Source organism: Nostoc sp., assembly GCF_036917375.1.
Lineage (GTDB): Bacteria > Cyanobacteriota > Cyanobacteriia > Cyanobacteriales > Nostocaceae > Nostoc.
This window is the reverse complement of record NZ_JBALDN010000017.1, coordinates 88,158-100,376: the sequence shown is the minus strand read 5'-3', so window position 1 is coordinate 100,376 and position 12,219 is coordinate 88,158. Positions and strand designations below refer to the sequence as shown.

General features: G+C 36.6%; 18 protein-coding genes. 13 read left to right on the top strand and 5 right to left on the bottom strand.

What is annotated here, in order from left to right; translation table 11 throughout:
• Positions 1-23 precede the first annotated feature (23 nt).
• Positions 24-1,907 (bottom strand): hypothetical protein, encoded by a 1,884-nt coding sequence (locus V7K45_RS04885; protein ID WP_335000934.1) that lies wholly within the window; start codon positions 1,905-1,907, stop codon positions 24-26.
• A complete protein-coding gene (locus tag V7K45_RS04880) occupies positions 1,907-2,719 on the bottom strand; it encodes a hypothetical protein (RefSeq protein ID WP_335000932.1) in 813 nt (270 codons plus the stop codon). The genes V7K45_RS04885 and V7K45_RS04880 overlap by 1 nt, the downstream gene beginning before the upstream one ends.
• A 110-nt stretch (positions 2,720-2,829) precedes the next feature.
• On the opposite strand from V7K45_RS04880, the gene V7K45_RS04875 reads away from it, so the two are divergent.
• From V7K45_RS04875 to V7K45_RS04820, 12 genes are all read left to right on the top strand, one after another.
• A complete protein-coding gene (locus V7K45_RS04875) occupies positions 2,830-3,168 on the top strand; it encodes a hypothetical protein (protein WP_335000930.1) in 339 nt (112 codons plus the stop codon).
• Positions 3,169-3,233: 65 nt separating this feature from the next.
• Positions 3,234-3,836 carry a hypothetical protein gene (locus V7K45_RS04870; RefSeq protein ID WP_335000928.1) on the top strand — a complete coding sequence of 201 codons (603 nt, stop codon included), beginning with the start codon at positions 3,234-3,236 and terminating at the stop codon, positions 3,834-3,836.
• Positions 3,837-3,855: 19 nt separating this feature from the next.
• Positions 3,856-4,329 (top strand): hypothetical protein, encoded by a 474-nt coding sequence (locus tag V7K45_RS04865; protein WP_335000926.1) that lies wholly within the window; start codon positions 3,856-3,858, stop codon positions 4,327-4,329.
• Positions 4,330-4,577: 248 nt separating this feature from the next.
• Positions 4,578-4,850 carry a hypothetical protein gene (locus tag V7K45_RS04860; RefSeq protein ID WP_335000924.1) on the top strand — a complete coding sequence of 91 codons (273 nt, stop codon included), beginning with the start codon at positions 4,578-4,580 and terminating at the stop codon, positions 4,848-4,850.
• Positions 4,851-4,910: 60 nt separating this feature from the next.
• Positions 4,911-5,204, top strand: a complete 294-nt coding sequence (locus V7K45_RS04855; protein WP_322697003.1) for a hypothetical protein — start codon at positions 4,911-4,913, stop codon at positions 5,202-5,204.
• Positions 5,134-5,679, top strand: coding sequence for a hypothetical protein (locus tag V7K45_RS04850; RefSeq protein WP_335000922.1), 546 nt, complete (start codon positions 5,134-5,136; stop codon positions 5,677-5,679). The genes V7K45_RS04855 and V7K45_RS04850 overlap by 71 nt, the downstream gene beginning before the upstream one ends.
• On the top strand, positions 5,648-6,085 hold the full coding sequence (locus V7K45_RS04845; RefSeq protein WP_335000920.1) for a DUF4326 domain-containing protein: 438 nt from the start codon (positions 5,648-5,650) through the stop codon (positions 6,083-6,085). The genes V7K45_RS04850 and V7K45_RS04845 overlap by 32 nt, the downstream gene beginning before the upstream one ends.
• Positions 6,082-6,816, top strand: coding sequence for a hypothetical protein (locus V7K45_RS04840; protein WP_335000918.1), 735 nt, complete (start codon positions 6,082-6,084; stop codon positions 6,814-6,816). The genes V7K45_RS04845 and V7K45_RS04840 overlap by 4 nt, the downstream gene beginning before the upstream one ends.
• 59 nt (positions 6,817-6,875) lie before the next feature.
• Positions 6,876-8,102, top strand: a complete 1,227-nt coding sequence (locus V7K45_RS04835) for a hypothetical protein (RefSeq protein ID WP_335000916.1) — start codon at positions 6,876-6,878, stop codon at positions 8,100-8,102.
• Positions 8,084-8,302 carry a hypothetical protein gene (locus V7K45_RS04830; protein ID WP_335000914.1) on the top strand — a complete coding sequence of 73 codons (219 nt, stop codon included), beginning with the start codon at positions 8,084-8,086 and terminating at the stop codon, positions 8,300-8,302. The genes V7K45_RS04835 and V7K45_RS04830 overlap by 19 nt, the downstream gene beginning before the upstream one ends.
• Positions 8,295-8,576, top strand: a complete 282-nt coding sequence (locus V7K45_RS04825; protein ID WP_335000912.1) for a hypothetical protein — start codon at positions 8,295-8,297, stop codon at positions 8,574-8,576. Before V7K45_RS04830 ends, V7K45_RS04825 begins: the two co-directional genes overlap by 8 nt.
• A 194-nt stretch (positions 8,577-8,770) precedes the next feature.
• Positions 8,771-8,944: a hypothetical protein gene (locus V7K45_RS04820; RefSeq protein WP_335000910.1), complete on the top strand. Its 174-nt coding sequence runs from the start codon at positions 8,771-8,773 to the stop codon at positions 8,942-8,944.
• A gap of 61 nt (positions 8,945-9,005) precedes the next feature.
• Here the strand turns inward: V7K45_RS04820 and V7K45_RS04815 are convergent, their stop codons facing one another.
• The 3 genes from V7K45_RS04815 to V7K45_RS04805 all read right to left on the bottom strand — a co-directional run bounded on the left by V7K45_RS04815 (position 9,006) and on the right by V7K45_RS04805 (position 11,203).
• Positions 9,006-9,575 carry a hypothetical protein gene (locus tag V7K45_RS04815; protein ID WP_335000908.1) on the bottom strand — a complete coding sequence of 190 codons (570 nt, stop codon included), beginning with the start codon at positions 9,573-9,575 and terminating at the stop codon, positions 9,006-9,008.
• Between the two features lie 310 nt (positions 9,576-9,885).
• On the bottom strand, positions 9,886-10,719 hold the full coding sequence (locus V7K45_RS04810; protein WP_190965498.1) for a class I SAM-dependent methyltransferase: 834 nt from the start codon (positions 10,717-10,719) through the stop codon (positions 9,886-9,888).
• Between the two features lie 289 nt (positions 10,720-11,008).
• Complete coding sequence (locus V7K45_RS04805) at positions 11,009-11,203, bottom strand: hypothetical protein (protein WP_335000902.1); 195 nt, start codon at positions 11,201-11,203, stop codon at positions 11,009-11,011.
• A 124-nt stretch (positions 11,204-11,327) separates the two neighbouring features.
• Between V7K45_RS04805 and V7K45_RS04800 the strand changes: the two genes are divergently transcribed.
• The gene (locus tag V7K45_RS04800; protein WP_322690609.1) at positions 11,328-11,705 is read left to right on the top strand and encodes a hypothetical protein; all 378 of its coding nucleotides are present in this window, start codon (positions 11,328-11,330) and stop codon (positions 11,703-11,705) included.
• Positions 11,706-12,219: the final 514 nt, after the last annotated feature.

Genomic DNA, 12,219 nt, shown 5'->3' with positions numbered 1-12,219 from the left:
ACACGATTGTTATTACAACAAAGCTATTTAGCCGTTTCCTTTCCGTCATTGTCGTAGCGTCCTTTCTCGCTTCCTATTTCTCGTATTTTTGGGCGTTCTTTGTAGGGTCTACCCCAAGGATTAACAGTATCGGTAATTCCAGATACTTCGATAAAACCGCGCTCTGCTTGTTCTGTGAAATCATTAAAATCGCCTTGTTCGCCATCCTTGTGAACTTCCTTGATGGCATCAGGATTACCAAACAATTTTTGTTTCAAGGCTTCTACTGGATCTCCTGTAATCTGTCTCCAGTTCTGAGCATTCCACCGAGCAGCCATAGTTTTAAGGATTTTTAAATCATCTTGTAAATCATTTTTATCAGTATTTTCATAAGAAACAATCTCTACATTTTTCTCTTGCAATGTTTTGCTGAGATTTTCACCACCAGGAGTAAACAATGAAGGTACTTCCTTCTTTTTTTGTTCTAGCTTGTACCCCAAAAATTCAGCATTTGCTAAAGCAACATCAAGTGTTTGTACAGCAAGATTTTTTGTCATTCCAGCTTCACCCATAGCCTTGAGTGCTGTAATAAGTGTTGCGTGAGTATCGCGTTTTATTGTAGTTATTAATCCTAAAAGTTCTGCCATTGCTTCTGCTTGATTCGGCAGTGATATTTTTTCGTTTTGATTTCCTTCTTTTACTAAGTCAGAGTCTTCTATCTCTATTTCAATGGGGTAAGCACCCATAAGGGCATCAAGTTGCTTTGTCTGCCAGAGCATAAGTTCTGCTAACGATTCAATATCTATCATCTTGGGACTCTGCTTTGTAAAATTATCAGGAACTTTAGCAGGTAAATCACCAAGTCTTTTTAAAACAAGTTTCAATAAATTATCATTACAAGCCATACAATCACATTTTTCCAATTCTATTTTAGGTGGTGGTGGATTATCGGGTTTAATATAATCACTACAAATAAAATGCCATCTATTTATGCTGTATGCATTTCTCGTTCTTGCAAGAGTAGAATAATTATCAAAAGAAGCCCGATTAATTTTAGTGTTGTAAGTTTCCTTATCAAGAGGTGTTGCACGAGGATTAATAGGATAGCCAGGAAAAACACCTTGCGATAACACTTGAACTATAGGAGTTCCTGACGCATAAGTTGCCCAAAAAAAGCGATAAGTAGAAACACTATTAAGAGTCCACTCTGATTCATCATCGTTCCAGTCGCCAGCAATACCGCCCCTTCCTTCCCAAAAAGTGTAAGCTTCCTCGCAGTCGTAATTAACAAACTCTTTTAAATGACGTGTATTACTAATTTCTGTTACTGTAAATATTGCTTCAAGCATTAAATCAGCTAAATTACCTCTTACATACACATTGTTTTCTAATATTGGATACTTCCAGTTAGTTACTTCTATTCGTCGTGTACCTTGTGATTCAGACGGAGTTTCAGAACCATATCTAGTAATGTCATACCATTGCTCCTCTGCTCCATTTATTTGTAGCCAAACACCTGAATTACATAATGCTGGAGGATTAGGAACAATATTTTCGCCCGTCCATCTCGGAAGGTCTACAGCTTTAATAAGTGGCTGACATTTAGGATTACGATAAACAACTTGAAAAGGAGGTAGTTTAACAAATCCAAGTGTTCCACTAAGTTGAACACCAAAGTTACATTCATCTTGAACAATATTGATATCAAGTGAAATAGGACTGCTTACATCAAAAGGGTTTTTACTACACCAAGGACTATCAGGATATCTATCGCAATCCATTGGATCAGCAGGTGTGTTAGGTGTTGCGTAAATACCACCAAATACAGGTACTAAACTCTCCTGTGGTTCTTCAGGTTCATAAGTGTAGAAAGGAGTATTTTTCTTTTTTCTAGGTGGCTTGTATGCAATTGGTTTATCAGAAAGCATCAAACAAACTCCCTGATATCTATCGCTGTACTTCCATTTTCTACAATTCCATAGTAAGCACCTGTGTACAGTGGGTTTGGTGCTTCGTAATAATCTCCTGGCTCTAATTTCACTAAATGACTAGTAATTGAAACACCTTTAACAGTATCTAGAAAAATATTTTTATTGCTTGAATTGAAAAATATAATTCCTTTTCTGTTCGCATTACTATTTACAATCGTGCTTGCAATTGCGGTAATGTTATTAACAATTTTTACGCTAGTGTCTATTAGTTTTTCTATAATTACGTGCCGAACTAAATTACCGCAAGCTGTAACTTTATCTTGACCCTTAACGCTATTTTGTAATAGTCCATGTCCTACGGCTCTTATTTGTAAACCCAACATTGAATTATTCCCTAACGAATGACTTCCTAACGAATATTCTCTGTATGGGTAAGGGTCACTATTTAGTAAAGAATAAGCCGCTATTCGTTGCCAATTCAAAGTACCGTCAATATTCACAACTATATCAAGTTGAATTCTCGGAGACTTCCACTCTAAGTTAATCGCTGTTAATAGTTGCTTTGATTCGCTATCCTCCAACTCAAAAACAGGAAACGGAACCGGAGGCAGTGAGTAAATCCAGCTAGTTGCTCTTAGGTTTTCCACTTCTAAATATTCATCAATCAATCTGTACCCAGTTTTTGAGTACGGCACATAGTTAAAAATCGGGACAACACTAGCCCCGGAATTAGGGTCAAGCGTGATAGCAATTTTTTGCTTGATTGTTAATTCCTGTATCGTCATATAGCGATAATAATTTTCTAACATCTTAACCTATTAGAAAAAGGTTGTTAAAAAATTCTTTTTAAGGAACTTGACAAGCCCTTAAAAGCATTGCTAGATATTAGCTACATTCGTTTTGATAAAAACTAAAAAACATGGCTACTGTTAGCGATTTAACTTTTTCTGAAATCTCCGCTAAAATCACCGACTCTGCATTAAAAACTTGGTGGGATGGACTTGATTCTCTACCTGCTGGTGTTGACACTGCTGAAATGTTTGCAAAATTATTGCAAGCTGCATACACCGCACAAGTTGCAAAAAACACCGCAGCCGGAACACTTGCAACGGGTGAAGCGTTAAATGCTTATCCTGCTCCGACAACCGGAACAGTCCAAACTGAGCCTACTAGTGGATTGCAATTTTATAACGCCAGTTATGGAGTAAATATTGTTGCGGCTGTAGACCTCAATACCACTGCACCAGCGCGAGTTTAATTCTGATAAGTAGGGTGGTGTTAAATTATTCCCCTACTTATTAAAAATTATTTGGATGAAATAAGATGACAAAACGTTTATATTTCCCACTCAAAAGAAGTACTAGCAATGATACTCAAAGAGAGAACCCCGACCCTCTCGGCAATTTCTCGTGTCTTAGTGTCACTGCAAAATTTCTTGATATAGAGAAGTTTGCAGTACCATTTTTGAAGTCAAAAACTGTTAAGCCGACGAAAGCGAGAACTTTGGTTAGGGCTGATGGTTCTAGCGTTAAGCGTGGAGAAAAAAATGCTGATGGTATTCCTGTAGAACATGAAAGACCCGGCTCCCTCTCAAAAGGGACAAGACGCGTTGTTCTTACAACAGGTAAACAAATCGGAAATTCATCTACTTATCACACTATTTCCTTTCGGTTCCCATCTTTCGCAACGATTATTGTAATTGCTGACGCTCTCGGTACTTTAATTCCTGCGAATAAAATTAAAGCAATTCCGACTGCTAACGATATTTCCCCTTACTTTAAAGTAGTTGGCGGAAGACAATATCCAATCATGCAGAAAGCTGCTGCTGAATCGAGTACTCAAGCACAAGTCCCATTGACTGCTGCTCAGTTAAAACAACTAGCTGGTGCTGGGATAGAAGTTTATCCCGGATTCAATCTTCCTTAGTAAATAATTGATTGTCAAAATGTTTCAACTTGCTAGCGAATGGAAGCAAATCATTAATGAATATCGTTTTAATGAAAAGGCTTCCATTCCTGCAATTGAACCAAAAATAAATTTTACTTCAAACATAATAGGAATTTTTGCAACCTCACCGTCATCTCCTAGCAATTGGTATTCTGCTGGAGACTTTCTACAAATTTATCAAGTAGGGTTTGGTACGGCTGGTTACGCTCAAGGTGAATTTTTAAGGGTAACTTTAAACCGTTATCAGGTTCACCGATTTAACAAGCTTCCATCTGATGAGAATAAATACTTAATATCGTTTATCCCTAAGTTCTACCTGAAAGACATTGATTTAAAGGTTTGGGAGTATATCGGGAATCAAGGAGCAAGCTTAGATTCACTTGAGGCAAGCATTAAGGCTGTACATCAGAGAGTGATATCTGAAACCGCAAGTATCAAAGCACTCTTAATGAAATTACAGCAGACACCATAAGTTCTATTCATTGCAGTATTAACACTGATAATCTACATCAGTGTTAATACTGCAAATACTACATTTTGCATAAATCCACACATTGTCTTAGTAAAACTACATATAAACTTATTTTGTAGTTTTTAAATTGCGTATATACACGCATTTTAAACAGCTTATTACAATTCGTTAACCGATCGGTTGTTAGAAAATGAAATAAGTACTATGCTGAAATTGTTGGAGAAACACTGTAAAAACAAGGGTCAAAAATGAAGGCAGCTAAATCAGACGTAAAAAAATCACTTGTAGCTCAGTTAAGACACGTAGGACTAGAATTAAATTCCCTGGCGACGGAAATTGAAGAATTAGGACAATTGCCTAAAGTAGAATCACGGATACGGGATTTACCAGGACTGCTTGATATCCTGCAAAAAGCTGCATGGGAGATTCAACAGAAGCGATTTGAGAAAGCTTCGTCAATTATTGAGCAAATAAATATTGGTATCGCTCAAGAACAACTCGATGAACTGCAAGTTAGTTAATGTTTGGTCTGGAAGACTTGGAGTAGTACTCCAAGTAAAATCAACTTAAGAGGTGGAGACATGGAAGAGAAGCGCATACACTGGACAGAAATTTTCGGAAATCCTTACAGATTCTCTCTTCACCCTTCAATGCTGACAGAGCAAGGTTACGAGATGAGATTAGTAACCAAGATTAAAGGTGAAAGCAGATACATTGACACTGCTGTGGTCGTGAAATTTGATGAAAGCTATGTGATTGAGTACATAGCGAGAACTTTAGAAAAACTGCAACCACAGAAATACAATGATTGGCAAAAAATTGTCAGCAAAGCGTATAGCTTCTGGGACAACAAAAAAAAGCAAGTGCAACAATAAACCATTTTGGATTAATCCTGCTACCGGGGAAACTTTTCTTGCTGGTTCTCCTCTAACTACAGCACAGAAAAAAAAGCTTCAATTTTGGGATAGCATTCTTGAGTTTAAAGTTTACGGGGAACTTTGCAAAAAGTACGGTGCGGAAAACGTCAAGCGACAACACACGATAGAGATTTTACCAGCAAACTTTTTATTCCCTGCTTTAACTTGGAATATTGATTTTATGGTTGAGACTAGCAACCTGACAGTATTTTATGAAGTTAAAGGACGATGGATATTAGCAGACAAGGAAGCGTTAAGCAATTTTTGTAAGTTGCTTAGAATATTTCAGCGAACATTACCGGGAAGATTCCAAGAGCTAAGAATCATTAGCGATAAACGCTGGAAGATTGGAACCGCAAACATTTACACAATCCCATTTGCAGAGATAAAAGAGTTGAAAGATGAATATTATCTCAATGTTCAATCGAGATGAGTTATGGGATGACTCAACGGTTAAATATGTTGGTCGTTCAGGCAAAGCTTTAGGGCTTGGTAATCCTTGGAGTCACAAAAATGGTAGGCAAGTAAGGTATTACACAAGTACCCCACAAGCTGCACTCGACAATTACAGGCATTGGTTACTCGAAAAGCTTGTTCCACACTACAATTCTGGGTTAAAGTTCATCGGGCTTGAAGATTGGGAGAAAGTGTACTTATCGAGAGTTGTTTTGCTTTCTCAGGAAATTGAATCAGGTAAATATACTTCTCTTGGTTGTTGGTGTATTAATGTCCATGACTATGTACCTGTTCCCGATGGATATGAAAAGTGTCATGCAGAGATACTTTACAAAGCTTGCTTGCAGTTAGTTGAGAAAAAGGAAGGAGCGATAAAACAATGAAAGATTTTTACTACATTGAACCGAAGAAAGATGATAAATTTGCTCTCGTTGGCAATACTGACTGGACACAAGCTTACAGTATTTTTGAGTTTGCAGAATTAGGTTTTTGTTCGGATGATACTTTTTACCACTTGTTCGCGTATGCCACGGGGTTTACTGGGATTAACAAGTTCAGTGAAAAAAATTGGAAGTTTGAACCGCAACTTATAAAGATGAAGGTTGCACGGAAGAATTACCAGAAGGAAGACAAGGAAAAAAATAAGGTTGATGTTGCACAATCCAGGCTTGAAAAGTGGATATGTTGGTTACTCGATAGCATGGACTCAAGCTTGATTTATTCTGGTTTTATCAAGCTGCAAGATGATGCTATGTGCGACATATTTATTTCTGGGATAGGTATATCAGGGGAACAAATTGACCCTACTACTTTAAACCAGATGTTGAAAATGTCAGCAATTTTCAACCCAGTAGCAGAACCACAATATATAAAACCTGAAGATGTACAACTGCCAAAAGGTTTTAGTAACAAGGGTGGTTACAGTGGAAAACCAGCACAAACAGAGCTTGAAAGGTTGCGAGATAGATTAGCTTTTGTTTGTGAGCAAATCAATAAAATGGATGACAGCATTCCTGTTGAAAATCTAGCACAACTAGCTGATGTTCTCTCTATTGCTAAGAACAAAGAAGAAGTACAAGTAGTATTTGACCTTTGTACCTCCTTAATGTCTTAGTCTTCTCCAATCTACTTGGAGTAGTACTCCAAGTAGAATCAACATAAAGGATACACATAATGACTCAAGAGACAGCAATCTATCTCGACCCAAATGATTTTTATAAGCAAGAGATGGAATCTTGGGAAGAGTTATGGAATGATGATTTGACGCTTTATCAAAATGTACGCAGCATTTTATCTCAGTCTGTTTTACTTCCTCAGCGAGATTTAATGCTCCCAATCCTTGCAACTTACATCTTAATCCCTAGTAAGTGGGCGTTAATTTTACCGATACTTTTTAGCTGGGGTGGAAAAGGTAGTGGTAAGAGTACAACAGCAATATTCGCTAATAAATTGCACGGGAAAAATCAAACTTTCTCTTCAACTGATACATTCTCAGCTATTCGTAATGCATTGGATAGCATGAGGTGGATTGACCCCGCAGAAAAAGAGATGGAGAAAGAAGGGGCAATACTGGCATGGGATAATTTACACATTTCTACCCTCAAAAGAGATGAGAGAATTTATCAGTTACTCCTTTTTGGTTATTCAAGGGCAAGTGATAAAATTTCAATTGCTCAACCGGATGGAACTAACAGAGAATTTTTTGTTTTCTCACCTAAGATAATTAGTTCTGTTGATGATATTCATCTTTGCCCTGACTTTGAAGAATTACATAGAAGATTGCTAGTAATCCCTCATAAATCTTTTGAAGAATTTAATAGTGAAGAGAGAAAGCTGTATCAAGATTTTGATATCTTCACTGATAAATTAGACATCGACTCTATCCACTGGGAAGGAATAGAGGAGAAGTTTTACTCTTTCTGGAACAATACCGATAATTGCAAACTTTATGCCAAATATCGGTCAATGCTTACCAGAAAAGGTAAGAAAGAATTTACTCATGAGATGACTAGCAATCAATGGGTAATTACGGTGGATTTGATGGTAACTGGCTTAATTCTTGGTACTTGGAAATCTCCGAGTGAAGCTATAAGCCACATGGATAGTTACTGGAAATATACAGATAAACACATATTTTCGCAGTTAGGAGCAACAACGGAACACTTAAAACAATTCATTGAGGAAGAAGTAGGGACACAGCGAATACTTAACCAGCAATTAATTGAGAAGGGGAAACCAGGGATAAGTTTAGTTATCAGTCCACAAAAGCTAAAAAACAGAATTGCGTATCATCACGCCAGAGGGGAGTTAGAAATTAACCCACGACAACAAGACATCATTATTATCATGTCAAGACTTGGATGGAGGTTAACAAGCAAGGGATGGATGGAGAAAAAATAACAATAGACTTGATGCTTTATTGTCGAGCGTTAATATCTTTGTATGACGCCACTTGTTTGCTAGAAGCAATATCTAGCCGTACAAGAGATGATTGGATGAGTTTTTTACAAAGTAACGCTAGCAATCAATTGCAAGACTTAACAGACGATGAAAAGCAAGAATTGACAGTTTTTTTAGCAGAGGTGAGTAACCATGAATAGTGATAAGAACGAGAATTTTGTACAAGTTACAAAAGAAGAATATGTACTCAATGTAATTGGTTTAGGTTACGCCATTGAGATATTGTCTGGTTGTTCTAAAATGCCGAAAGAATTATGGGCACTAGAGATAGCAACACACGCTAATGATGTACTGGAGGGAATGCCGAAAGAAATAATTGATGCAATAGTCACTAAACACGCTGCATCTTATCAACCATACGAAATTTTTTCATCTTCAACTGTAGATGAAATAAACAATGCAGAAAACAATTGACGAATTAATTGTTGTCCATAGAGAGGACGTTCTCAAGCGAACAATAGCTACTGAGATTATGACGATAAATAAATAATCAAACTTTCTCCCAGAAAAAAGACCTCTAGTAGTTAGGGGTCTTTTATTATTGAAAGTTATTCAAGTAATACTTCAAGAGCTTAGAGATAAAAGAGGGTATAAGATGTAAGTTTGAAGTGATTAGCAGAACTGAATACGCTGGTATTCCACTCAGGAATATTTGGAAGTGTCTGACCAACCAGGTGTTAGGGGTGGCGGCGAGTTTGGCTATGTTGTCACCTGTGACTAGTAATGGTTTAGAGCTAGACACAGATAAAAAACTTGAAATTGATATACAGTATCCCCGTTAGCAGAAACCCATTAATTTCCAACACAGTTAGGGAAATTTACTCTTGTGTTCACCCCCTTTATCTATCTTTTCTCTTTCTCTTTCTTTTCTCTATATTGCCAGAAACTCTTTAAAAGTAGACGTAGACCATATATTAAAAACCCACTGAAACCTATTAAAATTGGGATTTTAAAAAAACTACTAATCATTAGTTTTGAAGGTATAAAAAGTATAATAAATGCAAAAAAAAGATATATTAACCCAGATTTTAATTGATCTCCCCACTCCTTTCTATAATAGATATGTTTATAATGATGTTGTATTTTATGCTCTATATCTATAATTTCAATATTGCTTAGAGGATGTTCACCTAATAATAATTTCTCTCTCAATTCTAAATCCAACTTAAGTGTTGCTCGTGGATTAAACCCATTCTGATATGTAACAGCTATTCCTAATGAAGTAAGAATAAGTGCAATAAGATCCTTTAGCTGTATAAATGATGACTCGGAAGATTTTGACTGTATAGGTGATGATGCAGATGATGGAGATGGTGTACTACTTAATCCAGTTTCCGTATAAACTGTAATTGATAATAGTAAAACTACTAAGAAGGTAGTAATAAATACTATGAAATTTATTTTTTTTTTCATGATGTTAGAAACCGAGTTGAATTGCACAAAAATAATTAAAGTAATATTTTACATTTAATATCTGATAACCAATGATAAGTAATAAGATCAAATTACTTAGTTTTAATAGTCACTACGAGTATTCAACATAGGACTTCCTTTTATATTAAATGTCGGGAAATATGTTATTCACATCAAGCATTGACAAGTTCGCAACCGAAGCTTCTATCTGGCTGTGTCTGGCGATTCCCTGAGATAAGCTTGTCACAACTCGTGTGTTTTGATCAGGCTTTCTAAATTCCTCTGCAACAACTTCACCATTAGACATCTCTTATGCTGAACACGAAAATTCTGCACACTTTACAGCTTTAAGTTGCTCTAATGGCCAAACGAAAATACTGTCTTGGTTATTTTTTATTTCTTGTAATTCTAGTATCATTGCGTCTGGTAATGATGGTGTAATTCTTTCCAGAGCAATTAAAGCTGGAGCGGCACTTAGCAAAACTTCAGTAATGAAATCAATAAAATCTGTCCTCTGTGACATATTTTTAGTTCTGCCATCTAAGTAAAGAGGAATATAGTCAAGAGTAGTTTCAGAAAAACCGGACTGCAATGCCAAGTTAGAGAGTTTTACTCCCACGTTTGGATCTCCGTTTAATTGCTCTTGGTAGCGATTGAAGATTTCCCAGTAAGTTTGAAAAGCTAGACAAGTTGGATGGATATATAAACCTGTATTAAACGCTTCTGTGCAATAAAGATTAGTACCTGATTGCATTATCCGTTTTACCTCTTTGAGGAGGTAGAGGGGATTGTTGATATGTTCTAGAACAAAGCAGATCAACGCACCATCGAAGGATTGATCTGGGAAAGGAAGTACTTCCCCATGAGTAATATGTAGAGATACCCGTCCGGCTTCAATATGCGGCTTGAGAAATTCGCCAGCACGGCTAATCTGCGCTTCGGAAATATCAACACCAGTAATTTTTAAATGCGGAAAATGATTTAATAAAATTTGTATTTGCGCTCCTACTCCACAACCTATTTCAATAATGTGATTGCAATTAGAAAAATCAATCTTATTGTAAATGTAAGATTCTAAAAAAGCGCTTTGTCGGAACAGGCGGTCTTGTTCCTTTCCAGTATAGCCGTGAATATATTTGGTCATAGATAACACGTTAACACTATTTTCAGCTTAATAAAAATGTTGGGAAAGTTAGCTCAATTTATTCACCAGACTTGTGGTTGTAATTTGGTGTTTGTCGGCTGTGGATTACAGGGTCTACAGAGGCACAATGAAAATAAATCGGCACTTAGCGCCAAAGTTCTAACGCAGTCAGAGATACAGCTATAAATTTAAGACTAGAGTCAATTTCCTAACCTAGCCTTAAATCTGTTATGTATATTGCTTTTCAACTATCTGTAGCTTACACAGAATCTTAGAAATAAAGCTCTAATTACTGTTGCCTTCCTTTCTTTTCATCTAGTGCTTTTTGAATAGCTTCTCTACAAAATTCAGGAGGGTCATCTTGTGCTTTGACCGCTTCTTTCATGGATTCTGATACTCGAAAACTGAGGTTAGCCGTTAACGGTTCCTCTCCTTTACGTTGACCAGGTTCTAAATTTTCAGGAGTTCCTCTAGGGTTAGGCATTTATGTAGAAACGTAACTATAGCTTGAATCGATTGCGCGCAACCAAATAGAGTTTTAAGTCGGTAGGTAATTCACCGTGGAAAGTTGTTACCTACCGATACCACTTTTAGAAAATGGCTACTCTATGTTTACACGAACGGAACTCGAAATCAAAACTATCCAGGAGTTACGCGACTTGTGTCGCCGCTACGGTCTTAAGCCGACTGGGAACGCTGGATATAAAACTAGCTACGTTACTTCACTTATAGCCTTCCCTGCGATCGCACTTAACCAGATGCAAGAAGGTAGAGGATTAAGACGGTTAAGTTTTGAAGCTTTCCAAAATATCGGTGCTGCACTCGATCAAATGAATTCTCCAACTGATGAACAAGCAGCGCTTATCAAAATCACGATGGAAAGACGTTCACTTCATCCGCCTCAGTCATGGGAACAGCAAAAGCTTCTCAATCTCTATATAGCTAAACAAAAGCTAGAAGAGGTGATGTATTTATTGGGGGAATAGTTAACTCAAAAGCTTAGTTAATAGCAAGGACTCTAGATAGAGTCCTTTTTTTGTGCATATTTTGGAAATACTTAGAGTACTACTTGGAGTTTTCAGAAGATAACAAGCAGATAGATATCAAAATAATATTTTTGTACTACTTTTTTACTCATTCTCAATAGTGAGTGATAATGACTCTCACGATACTTTGATTAATGCCTAAAATGCTCTATAACCTAGTACTGGTAAGGGAATGATGCAATGTACCAGGAATTAAGAATAGATGCCCTAATGACAGAAATGGCTGCAATGCTTGTATGGTAAGGTGTGAGATAGACTTAGAGCTGTACTTGGAGTTTATACGAGATGATTAGTGTGTGAGCATATATTGAGCATCAATAATTAGTAATAATTTATACCTACTACTGTTAATTTATTACTTAATTTATAATGTTTGAGCATTAAATGAGCATTTTTTATAATTTATGAGCTGAAAGTATTAATTTTCCGTTTATTTTATCAGATCATGAAGAAT

What these genes read in the sequence shown, in the direction of transcription:
- V7K45_RS04885 (WP_335000934.1), bottom strand. Translation starts at nt 1,907, where the DNA reads ATGCTTTCTGATAAACCAATTGCATACAAGCCACCTAGAAAAAAGAAA.
- V7K45_RS04880 (WP_335000932.1), bottom strand. Translation starts at nt 2,719, where the DNA reads ATGTTAGAAAATTATTATCGCTATATGACGATACAGGAATTAACAATC.
- V7K45_RS04875 (WP_335000930.1), top strand. Translation starts at nt 2,830, where the DNA reads ATGGCTACTGTTAGCGATTTAACTTTTTCTGAAATCTCCGCTAAAATC.
- V7K45_RS04870 (WP_335000928.1), top strand. Translation starts at nt 3,234, where the DNA reads ATGACAAAACGTTTATATTTCCCACTCAAAAGAAGTACTAGCAATGAT.
- V7K45_RS04865 (WP_335000926.1), top strand. Translation starts at nt 3,856, where the DNA reads ATGTTTCAACTTGCTAGCGAATGGAAGCAAATCATTAATGAATATCGT.
- V7K45_RS04860 (WP_335000924.1), top strand. Translation starts at nt 4,578, where the DNA reads ATGAAGGCAGCTAAATCAGACGTAAAAAAATCACTTGTAGCTCAGTTA.
- V7K45_RS04855 (WP_322697003.1), top strand. Translation starts at nt 4,911, where the DNA reads ATGGAAGAGAAGCGCATACACTGGACAGAAATTTTCGGAAATCCTTAC.
- V7K45_RS04850 (WP_335000922.1), top strand. Translation starts at nt 5,134, where the DNA reads ATGATTGGCAAAAAATTGTCAGCAAAGCGTATAGCTTCTGGGACAACA.
- V7K45_RS04845 (WP_335000920.1), top strand. Translation starts at nt 5,648, where the DNA reads ATGAATATTATCTCAATGTTCAATCGAGATGAGTTATGGGATGACTCA.
- V7K45_RS04840 (WP_335000918.1), top strand. Translation starts at nt 6,082, where the DNA reads ATGAAAGATTTTTACTACATTGAACCGAAGAAAGATGATAAATTTGCT.
- V7K45_RS04835 (WP_335000916.1), top strand. Translation starts at nt 6,876, where the DNA reads ATGACTCAAGAGACAGCAATCTATCTCGACCCAAATGATTTTTATAAG.
- V7K45_RS04830 (WP_335000914.1), top strand. Translation starts at nt 8,084, where the DNA reads ATGGATGGAGAAAAAATAACAATAGACTTGATGCTTTATTGTCGAGCG.
- V7K45_RS04825 (WP_335000912.1), top strand. Translation starts at nt 8,295, where the DNA reads ATGAATAGTGATAAGAACGAGAATTTTGTACAAGTTACAAAAGAAGAA.
- V7K45_RS04815 (WP_335000908.1), bottom strand. Translation starts at nt 9,575, where the DNA reads ATGAAAAAAAAAATAAATTTCATAGTATTTATTACTACCTTCTTAGTA.
- V7K45_RS04810 (WP_190965498.1), bottom strand. Translation starts at nt 10,719, where the DNA reads ATGACCAAATATATTCACGGCTATACTGGAAAGGAACAAGACCGCCTG.
- V7K45_RS04805 (WP_335000902.1), bottom strand. Translation starts at nt 11,203, where the DNA reads ATGCCTAACCCTAGAGGAACTCCTGAAAATTTAGAACCTGGTCAACGT.
- V7K45_RS04800 (WP_322690609.1), top strand. Translation starts at nt 11,328, where the DNA reads ATGTTTACACGAACGGAACTCGAAATCAAAACTATCCAGGAGTTACGC.